General features: G+C 70.6%; 18 protein-coding genes. 15 read left to right on the top strand and 3 right to left on the bottom strand.

The window, feature by feature from the left end; all coding sequences use genetic code 11:
* The 12 genes from ROTAS13_RS07275 to phoB all read left to right on the top strand — a co-directional run.
* Positions 1 to 595: FAD-dependent oxidoreductase (locus ROTAS13_RS07275; RefSeq protein WP_139323282.1), on the top strand; the 595-nt coding region annotated here is incomplete at its 5' end.
* Positions 595 to 1692, top strand: a complete 1098-nt coding sequence (locus ROTAS13_RS07270) for an ABC transporter permease (protein ID WP_019459635.1) — start codon at positions 595 to 597, stop codon at positions 1690 to 1692. The genes ROTAS13_RS07275 and ROTAS13_RS07270, both read left to right, overlap by 1 nt.
* A gap of 3 nt (positions 1693 to 1695) precedes the next feature.
* Complete coding sequence (locus ROTAS13_RS07265; protein WP_019459634.1) at positions 1696 to 2529, top strand: ABC transporter ATP-binding protein; 834 nt, start codon at positions 1696 to 1698, stop codon at positions 2527 to 2529.
* On the top strand, positions 2530 to 3573 hold the full coding sequence (locus ROTAS13_RS07260; RefSeq protein WP_019459633.1) for an MlaD family protein: 1044 nt from the start codon (positions 2530 to 2532) through the stop codon (positions 3571 to 3573).
* Positions 3570 to 4202: an ABC-type transport auxiliary lipoprotein family protein gene (locus ROTAS13_RS07255; protein WP_083755427.1), complete on the top strand. Its 633-nt coding sequence runs from the start codon at positions 3570 to 3572 to the stop codon at positions 4200 to 4202. The genes ROTAS13_RS07260 and ROTAS13_RS07255 overlap by 4 nt, the downstream gene beginning before the upstream one ends.
* 120 nt (positions 4203 to 4322) lie before the next feature.
* A complete protein-coding gene (locus ROTAS13_RS07250; RefSeq protein WP_075821943.1) occupies positions 4323 to 4928 on the top strand; it encodes a hypothetical protein in 606 nt (201 codons plus the stop codon).
* A gap of 171 nt (positions 4929 to 5099) precedes the next feature.
* Positions 5100 to 6143 carry a phosphate ABC transporter substrate-binding protein PstS gene (pstS, locus tag ROTAS13_RS07245; RefSeq protein WP_075821942.1) on the top strand — a complete coding sequence of 348 codons (1044 nt, stop codon included), beginning with the start codon at positions 5100 to 5102 and terminating at the stop codon, positions 6141 to 6143.
* 73 nt (positions 6144 to 6216) lie between these two features.
* Complete coding sequence (gene pstC, locus ROTAS13_RS07240; RefSeq protein WP_019459629.1) at positions 6217 to 7218, top strand: phosphate ABC transporter permease subunit PstC; 1002 nt, start codon at positions 6217 to 6219, stop codon at positions 7216 to 7218.
* A 4-nt stretch (positions 7219 to 7222) separates the two neighbouring features.
* A complete protein-coding gene (pstA, locus tag ROTAS13_RS07235; protein ID WP_019459628.1) occupies positions 7223 to 8116 on the top strand; it encodes a phosphate ABC transporter permease PstA in 894 nt (297 codons plus the stop codon).
* Between the two features lie 107 nt (positions 8117 to 8223).
* The gene (gene pstB / locus ROTAS13_RS07230) at positions 8224 to 8967 is read left to right on the top strand and encodes a phosphate ABC transporter ATP-binding protein PstB (protein WP_237719320.1); all 744 of its coding nucleotides are present in this window, start codon (positions 8224 to 8226) and stop codon (positions 8965 to 8967) included.
* A gap of 16 nt (positions 8968 to 8983) precedes the next feature.
* Positions 8984 to 9700, top strand: coding sequence for a phosphate signaling complex protein PhoU (gene phoU / locus ROTAS13_RS07225; protein WP_075821941.1), 717 nt, complete (start codon positions 8984 to 8986; stop codon positions 9698 to 9700).
* Positions 9697 to 10410: a phosphate regulon transcriptional regulator PhoB gene (phoB, locus tag ROTAS13_RS07220; protein ID WP_019459625.1), complete on the top strand. Its 714-nt coding sequence runs from the start codon at positions 9697 to 9699 to the stop codon at positions 10408 to 10410. The genes phoU and phoB overlap by 4 nt, the downstream gene beginning before the upstream one ends.
* 12 nt (positions 10411 to 10422) lie before the next feature.
* On the opposite strand, the gene ROTAS13_RS07215 is transcribed toward phoB, so the two are convergent.
* Positions 10423 to 11220 (bottom strand): glucose 1-dehydrogenase, encoded by a 798-nt coding sequence (locus tag ROTAS13_RS07215; RefSeq protein WP_019459624.1) that lies wholly within the window; start codon positions 11218 to 11220, stop codon positions 10423 to 10425.
* A 214-nt stretch (positions 11221 to 11434) separates the two neighbouring features.
* Here ROTAS13_RS07215 and ROTAS13_RS07210 point away from each other — a divergent pair, with 214 nt between their 5' ends.
* Positions 11435 to 13054: an ABC transporter substrate-binding protein gene (locus tag ROTAS13_RS07210; RefSeq protein ID WP_075821940.1), complete on the top strand. Its 1620-nt coding sequence runs from the start codon at positions 11435 to 11437 to the stop codon at positions 13052 to 13054.
* A gap of 265 nt (positions 13055 to 13319) precedes the next feature.
* Positions 13320 to 14543, top strand: coding sequence for a multidrug effflux MFS transporter (locus ROTAS13_RS07205; protein ID WP_075821939.1), 1224 nt, complete (start codon positions 13320 to 13322; stop codon positions 14541 to 14543).
* 80 nt (positions 14544 to 14623) lie between these two features.
* On the opposite strand, the gene ROTAS13_RS27035 is transcribed toward ROTAS13_RS07205, so the two are convergent.
* Together ROTAS13_RS27035 and ROTAS13_RS07200 are read right to left on the bottom strand one after the other, a co-directional pair.
* Complete coding sequence (locus ROTAS13_RS27035) at positions 14624 to 14776, bottom strand: hypothetical protein (RefSeq protein WP_019459621.1); 153 nt, start codon at positions 14774 to 14776, stop codon at positions 14624 to 14626.
* 330 nt (positions 14777 to 15106) lie between these two features.
* Complete coding sequence (locus ROTAS13_RS07200) at positions 15107 to 16378, bottom strand: MFS transporter (protein WP_026032946.1); 1272 nt, start codon at positions 16376 to 16378, stop codon at positions 15107 to 15109.
* A gap of 283 nt (positions 16379 to 16661) precedes the next feature.
* On the opposite strand from ROTAS13_RS07200, the gene ROTAS13_RS07195 reads away from it, so the two are divergent.
* Positions 16662 to 17701: diguanylate cyclase (locus ROTAS13_RS07195; RefSeq protein ID WP_075821938.1), on the top strand; the 1040-nt coding region annotated here is incomplete at its 3' end.

The raw sequence follows: 17701 nt of genomic DNA, 5'->3' as shown, positions 1-17701 counted from the left end.
GCCCGCCAGCCTGCTGGCCGCCGGGGCGCTGCGCTTCGACCCGCCCCTGCCGCCCGGGCATCAGGAGGCGCTGCACGGCCTGCCGCTGGGGCTGCTGACCAAGTTCATCCTGCCGGCCAGCGGCGGGGACCGGCTGGACCTGCCGCCCTTCGCGGGTGCCGAGCGGCGCGTCGTGGAAGGCGAGACCCGCATGACTTTCGTGGCCTGGCCCTTCGGCCGGCCGCATCTGGAGGGCTTCCTCGGCGGCGACCATGCCTGGGCGCTGGAGCGCGAGGGCCAAGCGGCGCAGGTCGCCCATGCCCGGGAGGAGCTGGTCCGGCTCTATGGCGCAAGGGCGCGGCGGGCGATCGACTGGGACCGGGCCCTGGTCAGCTGCTGGGGCAGCGACCCCTTCTCGCTCGGGGCCTACAGCTATGCCCGGCCTGGCGCGGCCGGGGCGCGCGCCATCCTTTCCGCCCCGCTGGCGGACGGGCGCCTCGTCCTGGCCGGTGAGCATTGCCACCCGGACCTCGCCGGCACCGTTGGCGGCGCCTGGGAAACCGGCGAGGCCGCCGCCGCGGCGGTCGCCACGGCCCTGTCGCCGGGGAACGGCTGATGGCGGGCGGGACGGAAGCCGGAGCGCCCTCCTTCATGGTGGAGGGCGAGACGCTGCGGGTCTCGGGCGACCTGACCACGGCAACGGTGGCCCCGGTCTGGGACCGCCTGCCCGGCGAGGCCCAGGGGGTGCGGCGCGTGGACCTGTCGGGTGTCGAGACGATCGATACCGGCGGCGCCACGCTGCTGCTGCGCGCCGCCGGGGCCTGCGAGACCTTCGAGGGCGCGAGCCGCCCGGTCGCCGCCGTGCTGGAGCGGGTGCGCGTGGCGCGGGAGCAGCCGGAGCCCCGGCCGAACGGGCCGCGCCTGCCGCTGGTGTCGGCGCTGGGGGCCTGGGGCGTGGGCGTGTGGCGGGCGATGCTGGTCCGCATCGCCTTCCTGGGCGAGGCCGCCGCCACGCTGGTGAATGCCTTCCGGCGCCGCCGGCAGCTGCGCGCCTCCGAGGCGATGCGCCATCTCGACGAGGCGGGGACGCGCTCCTTTCCCCTGGTGATCCTGCTCGGCGTGCTGATCGGCCTGATCCTGGCCTTTCAGTCCGCCGCGCCGCTGCGCCAGTTCGGCGCGGAGACCTTTATCCCCCGCATGGTCGGGATCTCCCTGCTGCGCGAGCTCGGCCCGCTCCTGGCCGGGGTGATCCTGGCCGGCCGCACCGGCTCGGCCTATGCCGCCGAGCTCGGCACCATGACGGTGAACGAGGAGGTGGACGCGCTCCGCATCATGGGCATCGACCCGATGGTGATGCTGGTGCTGCCGCGGCTGCTTGCCGGTCTGGTGGTGATGCCGGTGATGACCCTGCTGATGAACCTGTCGGGGCTGGTCGGCATGACCGGCGTGATGCTCAGCCTGGGCTATCCGCTGGTCTTCACCGTCAACCAGGTGGCCGAGGGCGTGGTGATGAGCGACCTGCTGCAGGGGCTGTTCAAGGCGGCGGTCTTCGGCCTGGTCATCGCCGGCATCGGCTGCCGCGCCGGGCTGACGGCCGGACGGGGGCCGCGCGCGGTGGGCGATGCCGCCACGGCGGCGGTGGTCGGCGGCATCGTGGCCATCGTGGTGCTCGACGGCCTCTTCGCCATCCTCTTCTACCGCCTGGGGTTCTGAGCGATGGCGGAACAGCCGGCGCGGGACGCGCCATCCCACCGGGGCGACCGCGCGGACCCGCCGCCGGAGGCCATGGGCGGTGCCGGGGACGGCGAGGCGGTGGTCCGGGCGCGGGACGTCGCCATGCAGTTCGGCAGCAACCTGCTGTTCCGGGACGTGAGCTTCGACGTGCGGCGCGGCGAGGTCTTCGTGATCCTGGGCGGCTCGGGCTGTGGCAAGTCCACCCTGCTCAAGCTGCTGATCGGGCTGATGCCGCCGAGCGACGGCCGGATCGAGATCCTGGGCACGGACATGCTGGCGACCGAGGGTGCCGCGCGCCGGGCGCTGCTGAGCCGGCTCGGCGTGATGTGGCAGTCGGGCGCCCTGTTCGGCTCGATGACCCTGCTGGAGAACGTGATGCTGCCGCTGGAGGCCCATACCGATCTGCCGCCGGAGGGCCGGGCGGAGATCGCCCGCACCAAGCTCGGCCTGGTCGGGCTCAGCGAGGCGGCGAACCGGCTGCCGGCCGAGATCTCGGGCGGCATGGCCAAGCGCGCCGGCATCGCGCGCGCCATGGCGCTCGACCCGCCGCTGCTCTTCCTGGACGAGCCCTCGGCGGGGCTCGACCCGATCACCTCCGCGGGGCTCGACCAGCTCATCAAGGACTTCGCCCGCGATCTCGGCACGACCTTCGTGGTCGTGACGCACGAGCTGCAATCCATCCTGAACATCGGTGACCGCTGCATCATGCTGGACAAGGCCGCGAAGGGCGTGATCGCGCAGGGACGCCCCGGCGACCTGCGCGCCGACCCGCCCAACGACACCGTCCGCCACTTCTTCCGCCGGGAGGCCGAGTAGATGGCCGCGCCCGGGCGGGGCTCCGGCCTCTACCTGCGGGTCGGGCTGCTGATCCTGGCGGGAATCGCGCTGGCGGTCGGCTTCGTGATGTTCTTCACCGCCGGCCGGCTCAACCGCCATTCGGAGATCTTCGAGACCTATTTCCGCGAAAGCGTGCAGGGCCTCGATGTCGGTGCCCCGGTGCGCTACCGCGGCGTGCAGCTCGGCCGCGTCACCGAGATCACCCTGGTCAACTCCGTCTACCGCAACCCGGAAGGGCGGCCTTTCCAGGCGGCCTTCCAGCTCGTCGTCGTGCGCTTCGCCATCGAACAGAACCGGTTGGGGCCGGAGGGCACCGGTCCCGAGCGCGCGGTCGGCTTCGGCCTGCGGACCCGCCTGTCGAGCGCCGGCCTGACCGGCGGCTCCTATATCGAGATGGACTTCGAGAACCCCGAGCGTTTCCCGGTGGAGAAGCTGCCCTGGGCGCCGGCGCATCCGGTGATCCCCTCCATCCCCTCCACCGTGGCGCAGGTGCAGGATGCCGCGCAGAACCTGCTGAGCCGCCTGCAGGGCCTGCCGCTGGAGGACATCATGAACAACCTCGACGGCGTGCTGGCGGATGTCCACCGGCAGACCAGCAGCGGCGATCTGGCGAAGACCCTGGCCGATGTCTCGGCCATGGCCGGCACCCTGCGCCAGACTCTGGACAGCACGGATATCCAGGGCATGGTGAAGGACATCCGCGGCGCGGTGGCGGATCTGCGCCGCACCGTGGCGGGGCCGGAGATGCAGGCGACGCTGCGATCCACCCGCGACGCCGCGGCGCAGCTCAATGCCTCCATGCAACGGCTGCCGGCGGTGATCGGCGCGCTGGAGCGCACGGCGCGCACGGCAGGCCATACGACCAGCGACGTGAACGCGGACCTGCAGCCGATCCTGCGCGACCTGGGGGCGGTGGCCGCCAACCTGCGCGACACGACGGAGACCCTGCGCCGTGCGCCCTCCCAGGCGATCCTGGGCGCGCCGCCACCACCGCCCGCCTGGGCCACGGAGCGCAACCGATGAACGGTCCCACCCGACGCCCTCTGTTGATGCGCCGGCCGGTGCTGGCCGCGCTTCTGGCCCTGCCCGGCTGCTCCGCGCTGCAGAGCCGCCCCTATGTGGAGCCGCTGCGCTTCCGGCTCGACCCCGTGCGGCCCGGGCCACCCCTGCGCGGCTTCGGCGGGCAGACGGTCCTGGTCCGCCTGGCGCGCGCGGCACCGGGGACGGAGGGGCGGATGCTGCGCTCCATCAACCCGGACGGCACGGTGCATGTCGAGTACTACGCCGAATGGGTCGCGCCGCCCGCCGAGGCGATGGACGAGGCGCTGCGCCGCTGGCTCGTGGCCTCGGGCCTCTTCGCCGCGGTGCTGGCGCCCGGCACGCGGGCCAGCAGCGACCTGGTGCTGGAGACGGAGCTGACCGCCCTGCATGCCGATCTCGGCCAGGGTCTGGCGCGGGCCAGCCTGTCGGCGGTGCTGTTGCGGGAAGGCGCGCTCGACCGCCGCGCCGTACGCCAGTTCACCGTTTCCGGAACCGCGCCCCTGCCGCCGGAACGGCCGCTGCGGCCGGAACCCCAGGCCCAGGCGATGGTGGCTGCCCTGGCAGGGGCCTTCATGCAGCTGGAACAACAGATTTTGATCGCGTCAAGGTAGTAATCTTCTATTAATACAACTTGTAGTTAACTAAGCATGGCGGTGTTCACGAATACCTAGACAACCGTCAACCTTCGGCCAGGATGGCGCGTTGAGGCGGTTGCTTCAGGGGTCACCCCAATGCCGTTCGATGGCCCGGACAGAGACGACGACTGGAACGACGTCTGGTCGGAATACGACCACCGCCTGCATGCGGCGTGCGCCCTGCCGGCCGGCACCACCGGGAAGCCACTGCCAACCCGACGGAACAGGCGCCACCTGCTGCTCCTGCTGCTGGTCCCGCTGCTGCTGGTCTTCGGCGCCGGGCTCGTCGCACCGTCCTGGATGATGGCGCAGGACTTCGCCGCGAGGCTGCGGCACATGGATGGCGACGCGCTGTTGCAGATGGCCGACCGGCCCAGCCTCCAGAGGAACCTGCGGCGGGAGTTCGCCTCCCGGACCGATGCGGAGGGCCTTTCGCTCACGGCCCGGAACTGGCTCTCGGACATGGCGGAGGAGATGGCGGATGGCTGGAACGACCCGCAATCCGTCGGCGCTTGGCTGCAACTGCGCCGCTCGCCTCCCTTCCTGTCCCAGCACGTGCTGCGCTCCCTCGGCGATCCCATCGGCACCAGCCATCTCCGCTACGCCGCAGCACGCCTGAACTATGCCGGCGGGATTGCCTTCGACCTTTCCTGGGGGGGCGGGCAGGTGCGGCTCCAGGGCCTGCGCTTCCCGGGCGGCTGACCCTATCCGGCGATACCTTTCCCGTCGGTAAAGGTGCCTTCGGCCGGCCGGCCTGTCATCGAACCTTCATAAAAGTGAAACATGTCCGACGCCTTGGGGGACTAGGGAGCAGCCGGCGGCGGGAGAACATGTCCTGCCGGCAATAACAAATCGCTCCGGAGACCACGCACGGTGTACAGACGCTCCCTCGCTCTCCTCACCGGCCTCGCGCTGCTGACCGCCGCCGTGCCGCACGGCGCCCTGGCCCAGACGGCCGACATCACCGGTGCCGGCGCGTCCTTCCCCAACCCGGTCTACCAGCGCTGGGGCGAGGGTGCGAAGGCGGTCGGCATCCAGCTGAACTACCAGTCCGTGGGTTCGGGCGCCGGCATCAACCAGATCCGCAACCGCACGGTGGATTTCGGCGCCTCCGACGCCCCGCTGAAGCCTGAGCAGCTGACCGAGGCCAAGCTGGTGCAGTTCCCGGCCGTGATGGGCTCGGTGGTTCCCATCGTGAACCTGCCGGGCGTCGAGATCGACCAGCTGAAGCTGACGGGCGAGATCCTGGCCGACATCTATGCCGGCAAGATCACCAAGTGGAACGACCCGAAGCTGGTCGAGCTGAACCAGGGCGTGACCCTGCCCAACGTCGCCATCGCGCCGGTCTACCGCGCCGATGCCTCCGGCACATCCTTCGTCTTCACCTCCTACCTCTCCGCCGTCTCCTCCGACTGGCAGGGCAAGGTCGGCGCCGCCACCTCCGTGAAGTGGCCGGCCGGCGCCGGCGCGCGCGGCAACGAGGGCGTGGCCGGCACGGTGCGCAACACCCGCGGCGCCATCGGCTATGTCGAGAACGCCTATGCCACCCAGAACAAGCTGACGACCGTGCAGCTCCGCAACAAGGCCGGCAAGTTCGTGAAGCCGACCATGGAGAGCTTCATCGCCGCCGCCGGGAATGCCGACTGGTCCGCCCCCGGCATGGCCGCCAGCATCATCGACCAGAAGGGCGACAACTCCTGGCCGATCGTTTCGCCGACCTTCATCCTGCTGCCGGCCAATCCGGAAAACGCCGACCGCTCCCGCGCGGTGATGCGCTTCTTCGACTGGGCCTTCACCCATGGCGGCGACGCGGCGCGCCAGCTCGAGTACATCCCCCTGCCGGAGAACGTGCAGGCCAAGGTGCGCGAGACCTGGAAGCAGGTGACCGTGGACGGCAAGCCCGTCTGGAACCGGTAAGGTCCGGAACCGGAACATGACCGGCGGGGCCGCGAGGCCCCTCCGGCACTTCTGACCCCAGGAAGGCCCGACCTTGTCCCAGACCGCCTCGCACCTCGCGGGCGCCGCCATCGGCGCCGACCCGGTCCCCCCCCGTCCCAGCCGCGCCACGAGGCGCGCCACCGGCTTCGGCGACACCATCTTCGCGGCCCTCTGCCAAGGGGCCGGCATCCTGGTGCTGCTGCTGCTGGGCGCCATCATCGTGGAGCTGTTCCTGGGCGGCCTCCCGGCCTTCCGGGCCTTCGGCCTCGCCTTCGTCGCCTCGACGGACTGGGACCCGGTGCAGGAGGTCTTCGGCGGCGGCGTGCCCATCTACGGCACGCTGCTGACCGCGCTGCTGGCCATCCTCATGGCCGTGCCGGCGGCCTTCGGCATCGCCTTCTTCCTCACCGAGCTGGCGCCCGACTGGATGCGCCGCCCGGTCGGCGTGGCGGTGGAGCTGCTGGCCGCCGTGCCCTCGATCATCTACGGCATGTGGGGCTTCTTCGTGATCGTGCCCTTCATGGCCACCACCATCCAGCCGCCGATCATCGACACGCTGGGCGAGGTGCCGGTCATCGGCGCGCTCTTCTCCGGCGCGCCCTTCGGCACCGGCCTGTTCACCGCGGCGCTGATCCTGGCGATCATGATCCTGCCCTTCGTCGCCGCCACGATGCGCGACGTGTTCGAGCAGGTGCCGCCGGTCTTCAAGGAAAGCGCCTATGGCCTCGGCGCCACGACCTGGGAGGTGATGCGCGGCGTGGTGCTGCCCTATACCCGTACCTCCGTGGTGGGCGGCATCATGCTGGGCCTGGGCCGCGCCCTGGGCGAGACCATGGCCGTCACCTTCGTGATCGGCAACGCCAACCGCATCTCCGCCTCGCTCTTCGGCCCGGGCAACACCATCGCCTCGCTGGTCGCGCTGGAATTCGGCGAGGCCGGGATGGGCAGCCTGAAGCTTTCCGCGCTGCTGGCGCTGGGCTTCGTCCTCTTCGTCATCTCCTTCGCGGTGCTGGCCGTCTCGCGCTGGCTGCTGCGGCCCCGGCTGAAGGGCTGAACCGATGAGCGCCACCACCTCCCGCCCGGGGCATATCGGCCCGCGCAAGGACCCCGCCGTGGCCCGCGCGCTGGGCCGCAGCCGGCACCGCAAGGACCTGCTGATCCGCGCCTTCTGCATCGCCGCCACGCTGCTGGGCCTGTTCTTCCTCGCCTCCATCCTGCTCACCCTGCTGCTGCGCGGCATGCACGGGCTGTCGCTGCAGACGCTGGTCACGGTGACCCGCCCGCCCGGCAGCGGCGGCGGGCTGCTGAACCCGATCGTGGGCAGCCTGATCCAGGTGTTCCTCGCCACGCTAGTGGGCACGCCGATCGGCATGCTGGTCGGCACCTACCTCGCGGAATACGCCCGCGGGTCGAAGCTCGGCGGCGCCGTGCGCTTCGTCTCGGACGTGCTGCTTTCCGCCCCCTCGATCCTGATCGGCCTCTTCGTCTACCAGCTCCTGGTGCTGCCCTTCGGCGGCTTCTCCGGCTGGGCGGGCGTGGTGGCGCTGGCCATCATCATCATCCCCGTCGTGGTCCGCACCACCGAGGACATGCTGAGCCTGCTGCCCGACACGCTGCGCGAGGCGGTGATCGGCCTGGGCTCGCCCAAGTGGAAGATGGTGGTGCTGGTGGGCTGGCGCGCCGCCGCCTCGGGCATCATCACCGGCGTGCTGCTGGGTGTGGCCCGCATCGCCGGCGAGACCGCGCCGCTGCTCTTCACCTCGCTCGGCAACCTGAACTGGTCGGTCAGCCTGAACCAGCCGATGTCGAGCCTGCCGATCACCATCTACGCCTATGCCGGCTCCCCCTATGAGGACTGGGTCACCCTGGCCTGGGCCGGGGCCCTGATCATCACCCTGGGCGTGCTGGGCCTGAACCTCGTCGCCCGCACCGTGCTGCGCGCCAAGCGCTGAGAGGCTCCGCCATGAATGGAAACGCCACCAACTTCAGCATGCCGAGTGCCTCCTCCAGCAGCCTGGTGGACACGTCCCGCCCCTCCGTGCCGCTGAACGAGGCGGGGATGAGCGTGCGCGACCTGAACTTCTGGTACGGCGACAAGCATGCGCTGAAGGGCATCAACCTCGACCTGCCGCACCGCCAGGTGACCGGCATGATCGGCCCCTCCGGCTGCGGCAAGTCCACCCTGCTGCGCATCCTGAACCGCATGTACAGCCTCTATCCCGGCCAGCGGGCCGAGGGGCAGGTGCTGCTGGACGGGGAGAACATCCTCGAATCGGGCGTGGACATGAACGCGCTCCGTGCCAAGGTCGGCATGGTGTTCCAGAAGCCCACCCCCTTCCCCATGACGATCCGCGAGAACATCGCCTTCGGCATCCGCCTGCACGAGCGGCTGGGCCGGACGGAGATGGCCGAACGCATCGAATGGGCCCTGGCCCGCGCCGCGCTGTGGGACGAGGTGAAGGACCGGCTGGACACCAATGCCGCCGGCCTTTCGGGCGGGCAGCAGCAGCGCCTCTGCATCGCCCGCACCATCGCGGTGCGGCCGGACGTGATCCTGCTCGACGAGCCGACCTCGGCGCTCGACCCGATCAGCACCGCGCGCATCGAGGAGCTGATCGACGAGCTGAAGCAGGACTTCACGATCGCCATCGTGACGCACAACATGCAGCAGGCGGCCCGATGCGCCGACCAGGTGGCCTTCTTCTACCTGGGCGAGCTGGTGGAGGTGGCGCCCGCGGCACAGCTCTTCACCACCCCGCGCGAGCGGCGGACCCAGGACTACATCACCGGCCGCTTCGGCTGAGACAGGGGAAGCGGCCATGGCCAACCAGCCCGAACACATCGTCAAGTCCTACAGTGACGACCTGCGCCGGCTGCGCGAGCTGGTCGCCCGCATGGGCGGCCTCGCCGAGCGCCAGGTGGCCGATGCCGCCTACGTGCTTACCCGGCGCGACGCCACGGCCGCCGCCGAGGTCGCCGCCCGCGACGCCCCGATCGACGGGCTGGAGCGCGAGGTCGAGAGCTTCTGCGTCCGCCTCCTCGCGCTGCGGGCGCCGATGGCGGCGGACCTGCGCTTCATCGTCGCGGCGATGAAGATCAGCCAGGAACTGGAGCGCATCGGCGACTATGCCCGCAACGTCGCCAAGCGCGTCATGGTGATCGCGCAGCAGCCCAATCTCGTCGGGCTGGGCACCTTCGAGGCCCTGTCGCAACTGGTGCAGCGCAACCTCAAGGACGTGATCGACGCGCTGCTGAACGAGGATGCCGAGGCCTGCCGCCGCGTCTGGGCCAGCGACGTGGCGGTGGACGACGTCTATAACGGGCTCTTCCGCCAGCTTCTGACCCACATGATGGAAGACCCGCGCAACATCACCGCGGCCACCCACATGCACTTCATCGCCAAGAACTTCGAGCGGATCGGCGACCACGCCACCAACATCGCCGAGACGGTGTACTTCTCGATCACCGGCCAGAACCTTCCCGACGACCGGCCGAAGGTGGGGGCTCCGGGCGACCTGTCTCCGTCCGACGAATGAGTGCCGCGATCGAGACCGGCACCCGCCCCACCATCCTGGTGGTGGAGGACGAGGCGCCCCTGCTGACCCTGCTGCGCTACAACCTGGAGCGCCAGGGCTTCCGCGTCGAGGAAGCGGCCGACGGGCAGGAGGCGCTGCTGCGCGTCTCCGAAGGCCGGCCCGACCTGGTGCTGCTGGACTGGATGCTGCCCAGCCTGTCCGGGCTGGAGGTCTGCCGCCAGCTCCGCCGCCGCCCGGCGACGCGCGACCTGCCGATCATCATGGTCACCGCCCGCACGGAGGACCAGGACGCCGTGCGCGCCCTGGACACCGGGGCGGACGACTACATCGCCAAGCCCTTCACCGTGGAGGCACTGCTGGCCCGGATCCGCGCGCTGCTGCGCCGCTCCGGCCCCGGCTCGATGCGCGAGGCCCTGGTCTGGCGCGAAATGGTGCTGGACCCGGAAGCGCATCGCGTGACGCGCAACGGCCGGCCGCTGCATCTGGGCCCCACCGAGTACCGCATCCTGGAATTCATGATGCAGCACCCGGGCCGCGTCTTTTCGCGCGAGCAGCTGCTGGACGCGATCTGGGGCCGCGACATCCATGTCGAGCTGCGCACCGTGGACGTGCATATCCGCCGGCTGCGCAAGGCGGTGAACGGGCCGGAGGAGGAGGATGTCATCCGCACCGTCCGCTCCGCCGGCTACGCGCTGGACGTGGAGGGCTGAGGGCGTCGCCCCTCAGCCGTTGTCGCGGAAGCCGGGATAGAGGCACATGCCGCCATCCACGGTGATGGTGGTGCCCACCACATAGTCCGACATGTCCGAGGCCAGCCAGACAGCGGCGTTGGCGATGTCCTCCACATCGCCGACGCGGCCATAGGGGATCAGCTCCAGCAGCCGCTTCCCGGCCTCACCCTGCGTGTTCTCCGCATTGATCCGCGTGGCGATGGCGCCGGGCGCGATGGCATTGATGCGGATGCGCTGCCCCGCCAGCTCCTGCGCCAGGGTGCGCATCATCAGCGCGATGCCGCCCTTCGAGGCGGCGTAGTTCACATGCCCCGCCCAGGGGATGACCTCGTGCACCGAGCTCATGTGGATGATCTTGCCCAGGGCGCGGGACAGCTTGCGGTCGCCCTGCTTCAGGAACTGCCGGATGCCCGCCTGGGCGCAGAGGAACTGGCCGGTCAGGTTGGTGTCGATCACCTTGCGCCAGTCCTCGACCGTCAGCTCCGTGGCCGGCGCATCCTTCTGGATACCCGAATTCGCCACCACGATGTCGATGGCGCCCATCGCCTCCGCACCCCTCGCAAAGAGCGCCGCCACGGAATCCGGGTCGGAGACATCGGCCTGCAGCGCCACGGCCCGGCCGCCCCTGCCCTCGATCTCCGCCACCAGCGCCTCGGCGGGCTCACGGCCGGAATGGTAGTTCACGATCACCGCCGCCCCGGCCGCCGCCAGCCCGCGCGCAACGCCCGTGCCGATGCCGGAACTGGCGCCGGTGACCAGCGCGACCTGTCCATCGAGACGACAATCCATGGCTGTCCTCCTGCCTGTGCCGCAGCGCGGCGGCCCTGTCCCCGGCGATGTCCCGAGGGGCGGAACAGACGGCGGCGGCGAGAGTTGCGGGGCGGCGGGCCAGGCCGGACCGATCCGGACGGTTGACGGAACGGACCGGTTTTCGCCAGCCTCCTCGCCCCGGGGGCCGTCACGGATCACGAATCCTGCCTTTTCCCCGGCCGAACCAGCCAGGATGCCCACCATGCCGCCGAGCACGCCCTTCACCCGACGGACCCTCCTGGCCGGTGGCGCCGCGCTGGGTCCGGCGGCCGCCCTGTCGCGCCCGGCCCTGGCACAGGGCGATGCGGCGCGGGTGCTGCGCTTCATCCCGCAGGCGGATGTCACCATCCTCGATCCGCTGGCCACCACCGCCTATCCGACGCGCAACCACGGCCATATGTGCTGGGACACGCTCTACGGCATCGATGCCAGCTTCAGGCCGCAGCCACAGCTCGCCGAGGGTCATGTGGTGGAGGATGACGGAAGGCGCTGGGTGTTCACGCTCCGTGAGGGCCCGCTCTTCCATGATGGGGAGAAGGTGCGCGCCCAGGATGCCGTGGCCTCCATCAGGCGATGGATACCGCGCGACACGCATGGCCAGACCCTGGCGCAGCGGCTGGACGAGATCCGCGTGCTGGACGACCGGCGCTTCGAGATCCGCCTCAGGCGGCCCTTCGGCCTGATGCTGGACGCGCTGGGCAAGGCCTCCTCCTATCCCTGCTTCATCTATCCCGAGCGCTTCGCCACCCAGGACCCGACCAGGCCCTTCACCGAGGTCGTGGGCTCCGGCCCCTACCGCTTCCTGGCCAATGAGCGTGTCTCCGGCGCCCAGGTCGTCTATGGCTGCTTCGACCGATACGTGCCGACGCCGGTGGGCACGCCCAGCATGATCGCCGGCCCGAAGCTCGCCCGTTTCGAGCGGGTGGAGTGGAAGGTGATCCCCGACCCCGCCACCTCCGCCGCCGCGCTGCAATCGGGCGAGGTGGACTGGTGGGAGGTCGTGCCCTCCGACCTCAACCCGGTGCTGAAGCGCGCCCGCGACGTGGTGCTGGAGCGCATCGACGATTCCGGAACCTATGCCAGCTTCCGCTTCAACCACCTGCAGCCGCCCTTCGATAAGCCCGAGGCCCGCCGCGCCCTGCTCGGCGCCGTGCTGCAATCCGACTTCATGGCGGCGGCGAACGGGGACGATCCGCGCCTGTGGCGCGACAAGGTCGGCTGCTTCCCGGTCGGCAGCCCGCTGGCCAACGACGCGGGGCTGGAGGCGCTGACCGGCCCACGCGACTACGGCAAGGTGAAGGCCGACCTCGCCGCCGCCGGCGTGGCGGGCGCCAGCGTGACGGCGCTGCACGCCACCGACGTGTCGAACCAGAACGCGCTGATGACGGTCGGCGTGGACATGCTCCGCAAGTCCGGCTTCCAGGTGCAGGACGCGACCTCGGACTGGGGCACACTGCTGCAGCGGCGGCAGAATCGCGGCCCGGCGAACCAGGGCGGCTGGAACGCGCTGGTCGCCCTGTTCAGCGGCATGGAGTTCAGCACCCCGGCCGGGCACCTGCTGCTGCGCGCCAATGGCGAGAATGCCTGGTTCGGCTGGCCGACCTCGCCGAAGCTGGAGGCGCTGCGCGAAGAGTGGTTCGACGCGCCGGACCTGGAGGCGCAGAAGCGCCTGGGACGCGAGATCCAGGCGCAGTTCTTCGTGGACGTGCCCTATATCCCGCTCGGCCAGTATTTCGTGGACAGCGCCTATCGCCGCGGCCTGACCGATATCCGCCCCGGCCTGCCGATCCCGCTGAACGTGCGCCGGGGCTGAGGCAGGCCGCGGCCCCTCCCTGGCTGCTGTTGCGCTTCATGGCTGGCCCCGGATGGCTGGCCCCGGGGGAGAGGCGCCGCCTCTTTCGCCGGACCCCTCTCCGCCGGGGACCGAAGCCGGTTCCCGGACCCGGGCTTGAGCTGGCGCCTGCCTTGGCAGGGGCGAGCCGTGCTTGTTGCATTGCGAGAGGGTTGCTATCGCAGGCTTCCGTGTTCCTGGGCTGGCCGCGATCGGTGCCCGGGTTCCGGCAAAGGAGAACCCTGCATTGGCGCTCCGGCACAAAGGGCTGGCCTTCACCGTCTTCCTGGGTGCGCTCTCGGCCCTGCCGCCCCTGTCCATCGACATGGGCCTGCCGGGTTTTCCGGCGCTGGAAGCCGATCTGGGCGCCACGCCCAGCCAGGCCACGCAGACGCTGAGCATCTTCCTGCTCGGCTTCGCCTGCGGCCCGCTCCTGCTCGGCCCGCTCTCCGACCGCTTCGGCCGGCGGCCGGTGCTGCTGGCGGGGCTGGTGGTCTTCGCCCTGGGCGGGCTCGGCTGCGCCCTGGCCGGATCCCCCGGAATGCTGCTGTTCTGGCGGCTCGTGCAGGGCATCGGCGCCGGGGCGGGCGCGACCCTGCCTTTTGCCATCGTCCGCGACCTTTTCGACGGCGTGGAGGCACGGGTCCGCATGTCCTATGTCACGCTGGTCCTGGGCATCGGCCCGATCGTCGCGCCGATACTGGGCACGCTGGTGCTGGCACTGGGCGGCTGGCGGGCGATCTACGGCACGCTGGGCCTCGGCGGGCTAATCCTGCTGCTGGTCACCGCCTGGGGCTTCGCGGAATCGGCACCGGATGGCCAGCACCACAGCCTGCACCCCCGCCAGATCCTGGCGCGCTACGGCGATGTGCTGCGGCGCCGGGTCTTCCTTGGCAATGCCCTGTCCAATGCCGCCTGCTTCGGCACGCTCTTCGCCTATATATCCGGATCGCCAGCGGTGCTGATGGGCCAGTTCGGGGTGGAGCCGGGCCGCTACAGCCTGCTCTTCGCCTGCTCCGCGGTGACGCTGATGCTGGGTTCGGCGCTCAGCGGCCGTCTGGCCGCGGCGCATGTGCCGGGGCGGCTGGCGTCCCGCGCCGCCCTGTCGCTGACGCTGTGCAGTTCACTGCTGGCCCTGGTCCTGACCCTGTCCGGCAGCCTCGGCTCCGCCAGCCTCGTGACCTTCGCCGCCATCGGCAGCTTCGGCTTCGGCCTCCTGGCGCCGAATGTCACCCATGGCGCGTTGCAGCCGATGGGGCGGATGGCCGGGGCCGCCTCGGCGGCGCTGCGCAGCCTGCAGATGCTGTTCGGTGCCTTGGCGGGCGCGCTGGTGGGGTTGTTCTACGATGACCACAGCGCCCTGTCTCTCACGGCGACGATGGCCGGCTTCGCGCTGCTGGGCCTGGTGCTGCAACTCGCCCTGCTGCCGGGCCGGGAGCCTATGCCGGAACACGCGCCCCCGCACAGCTGACGGGGCCCTCCGGTGTCTTGAATCTGGCATCCTGGAGCAGAGCCAGGCGGCCGGCCTCGACCCGCTCCCGGTCCGGCGCTTCAGCGCGCGGGCGTCGCCGGAACCTTGGGCGCGCTTTCCGCAGCGGCGGCGATCGCGCGTGCGACAACCAGGAGGCCCTGGCGCTGGTGCTCGTTCATGGTGGTAACCAGGCGTTGCAACTCCGCCTGGAAGTTGTGGTTCGAAGACTGCACGTCCTATGCCCCTCCAGCGTACTCGAACCGGAAACAAGTTTATCGGCATAAATCGCATTTTTTGGATGTTTGCAAGCACCTTTACCATTCCGTCACGAACCGGGCGACAGGCACGGCAGCAAAGGGCAGGAACCTTGGCTTCTTGCAGTTGCGAGATGGAGAATGCCTCCGGAGGCGGGCCGGCCGGGAACTTTCATTCTCGGCCAACAATAAATTTCGTGTGACCGCCTCATCTGCCAGACCATGAAACCATCGCCGCGCCGGGGTGCGCAGCGATCCGGCCGGGCCACTCCTCGAACCCATGTTTCCGTGCCGTGGCGATGCGGCGCCTTATCCGGCGCCGGTGGCCTCTTTCTCCGCCTCGTTCTCCCCTTCCGCCATGGGGTGCAGGGGTGCCACCGCCGGGGTGGTGCCGGGCAGGCCCTGATAGGGATGCTGCTGTTCGGCGGGCAGGGTCGCCCGGGCTGTCAGGCGCCACAGGCCGAAGCCGAGACAGGCCAGCGACACCAGCCCCGCATAGAGGAACAGGCCGCTGCGTCCCACCAGACTCATGCCCGTGGAGGCCAGGACCGGCCCCGCCGCCGCGCCGAAGGAATAGGCCAGCACGAGGCCGCCGCTGGCCGCCACCCGGTCGCCCGCCCCCAGCCAGTCATTGGTGTGCGAGACGCAGAGCGGATAGAGCGCGAAGACCAGGCCGCCGAAGAGCGCCCCCGTTGTCAGCAGCCAGGCGGTGCCGTGCGGAGCAGCCAGGAGCACCAGGATGCTGGAGGCCGTCAGCGCGGCCAGCGTCCCCAGGATCACCAGCCGCCGGTCGAACCGGTCGGACAGGCGCCCGAGCGGCCATTGCAGTGCCATGCCCCCCAGGATCAGCGCGGTCATGAACAGCGTGGTCCCTGCGAGGTCGAGCCCGCTGCCCCGGGCGAAGAGCGGCGCCAGGGCATAGACGGCGCCCAGCAGCAGGCCGCTCGTCACCGTGCCGACCATGCCGAGCGGCGAGATCCGGTAGAGCTGGCGCAGGCTCAGCGAGGCCACGTCGGGCAGTGCGGTGGGGCTCTTGCTGGTCATCGAGATGGGCAGCACGGACAGGCCCATCAGGATGGACAGCAGCAGGAAGGGCCGCAGGTCCCCCGCCCCGCCGATGTTCAGCAGCCCCTGCCCCGCCGCCTGGGCGCCATAGACGCAGACCATGTAGGCGGCGAGCAGCGCGCCGCGCCGCGCCGGTTCCGCCCGGTCGTTCAGCCAGCTCTCGATGCAGATGAACAGCCCGGCCATGCAGAAGCCGTCCACCAGCCGTACCAGCGCCCAGAGCGCGGCGTTCTGCCACAGCGCATAGACCAGGCCGGTGGCCGAGACCGTGGAGGCGAAGACGGCGAAGGCGCGGATATGCCCAACGCGCAGGATGACACGGAAAGCCTGCAGGGCGCCGAGGGTCAGGCCGAGGAAATAGGCCGTGGCGACGAGGCCCGTCAGCGTCGGCGACGCACCGGCCGCGTTCAGGCGCAGGCTGATCAGCGTGGTGAGCGGCCCGTTGCCGAGCATCAGCAGCACCACCGAGAGCAGCAGCGCGCCGACCGGCCGCAGCAGCGGGGGAGCGGTGGTCACCAAGAGTGTCTGTCTCCCTGCTTCCGCCCTTTCCGCGGCGGGCATGGATAGGGCGCGGCGGACGTGACGCGGCAAAGGGGTGGAACGCAAGCCCCCGCCGCTTCGCGTCCTCGCGAGGGCAACGCCGCGCGTGATATCATTTTCCGCCATGGAAGGTTTTTTTGAGCCTTGTGCCGCCAGGGCAGGGCTTCCGGCGTTGACCCGACACGCCGCAACCCCCCGGATCATCCGCAGCTCCTTGCATTTCGATACGGATGCCGATTTTTGAGTGCTAGGGTCGCCCATGATCTTTCCGCCCCTGCATGCCCCGACGCTGCTCGTGGCGACGGCTCTGGTGATCGCCTTTTCCGGGCTGGTCCTCCTGCTGTCTCGTGGCCGCGGCCGGGATGCCGGCCCGCTCGCCCTCTGGGGGATCGCCCTGATCCTGGGAGCGGCCGGCCTTGCCCTGACGGCGGTGGCGCATGATGGCGGCGGTGCCTGGGGCGGGGCGGCGATCCTGCTGGCGACGGCCCTGTCCTGGACGGCGGCGCGGCGCTTCGCCGGCCGGCAGGCCCGCCCCGGCCTGATCCTGCTCGGGCCCGCCGCGTGGCTGCTCTGGGCGGGGCCGGTCGGGGATGGGCTGGAGAGGGCCGGGCTGGCGGGACCCTGGCACGCCACGCCGGTCTTCGCGATTGGCGCCGCCTATACCATCGCCACCGCGCTGGAACTCCGCCGCCGGCGCGACGAGGCGGGGGATGCCGGACGCATCGCCACCCTGCTCCTCACCCTGCACGCCGTGCTTCATCTCGCCCGCGCCGCCTCGCTGGTGCTGGCCACGGAAGGAAGCTGGCTGCTTTCCCCGGACATCGGCATGGTCCTGGTCGCCGAGGCCCTGCTGCACACGATCGGCCTCGCCTTCCTGTTCCTGGCGATGACCAGGGAGCGCGCGGAGCGGCAGGCGCTGGAGCCGTTGCGGCGCCTCGCCCTGTCCGACGGGCTGACCGGCCTCGCCAACCGGCGCCGCCTCGACGAGACCCTGGCGCGGGCGGTGCGGGAGAACGACCGGATGGCGCTGCTGATGGTCGATGTCGATCACTTCAAGGCCTTCAACGACACCTATGGCCACCAGCCCGGCGACGATTGCCTGCGCGCCATCGGCAAGGCGTTGGGCCTGTCCGTCCGGCTTCCCGGCGAGATGGCCGCGCGCTATGGCGGGGAGGAATTCATCCTGCTGCTGCCCGGGGCCGACGAGGCCGCGGCCCTGGCCCGGGCGGAGGATATCCATGCCCGGATCGCCGCCCTGTCCCTTGATCACATCTACGCACAGCTCCACCGTAAGGCGAA

It is taken from the genome of Roseomonas sp. TAS13 (genome assembly GCF_001950415.1).
In the GTDB taxonomy this organism is placed as follows: Bacteria; Pseudomonadota; Alphaproteobacteria; order Acetobacterales; family Acetobacteraceae; genus Roseomonas; species Roseomonas mucosa.
This window is presented reverse-complemented; position numbering and strand designations above follow the sequence as displayed.

Excerpts from the sequence above, each read along its gene's own strand:
- ROTAS13_RS07270 (WP_019459635.1), top strand. The coding sequence starts at position 595 with ATGGCGGGCGGGACGGAAGCCGGAGCGCCCTCCTTCATGGTGGAGGGC.
- ROTAS13_RS07265 (WP_019459634.1), top strand. The coding sequence starts at position 1,696 with ATGGCGGAACAGCCGGCGCGGGACGCGCCATCCCACCGGGGCGACCGC.
- ROTAS13_RS07260 (WP_019459633.1), top strand. The coding sequence starts at position 2,530 with ATGGCCGCGCCCGGGCGGGGCTCCGGCCTCTACCTGCGGGTCGGGCTG.
- ROTAS13_RS07255 (WP_083755427.1), top strand. The coding sequence starts at position 3,570 with ATGAACGGTCCCACCCGACGCCCTCTGTTGATGCGCCGGCCGGTGCTG.
- ROTAS13_RS07250 (WP_075821943.1), top strand. The coding sequence starts at position 4,323 with ATGCCGTTCGATGGCCCGGACAGAGACGACGACTGGAACGACGTCTGG.
- pstA (WP_019459628.1), top strand. The coding sequence starts at position 7,223 with ATGAGCGCCACCACCTCCCGCCCGGGGCATATCGGCCCGCGCAAGGAC.
- pstB (WP_237719320.1), top strand. The coding sequence starts at position 8,224 with ATGAGCGTGCGCGACCTGAACTTCTGGTACGGCGACAAGCATGCGCTG.
- phoU (WP_075821941.1), top strand. The coding sequence starts at position 8,984 with ATGGCCAACCAGCCCGAACACATCGTCAAGTCCTACAGTGACGACCTG.
- phoB (WP_019459625.1), top strand. The coding sequence starts at position 9,697 with ATGAGTGCCGCGATCGAGACCGGCACCCGCCCCACCATCCTGGTGGTG.
- ROTAS13_RS07215 (WP_019459624.1), bottom strand. The coding sequence starts at position 11,220 with ATGGATTGTCGTCTCGATGGACAGGTCGCGCTGGTCACCGGCGCCAGT.
- ROTAS13_RS07210 (WP_075821940.1), top strand. The coding sequence starts at position 11,435 with ATGCCCACCATGCCGCCGAGCACGCCCTTCACCCGACGGACCCTCCTG.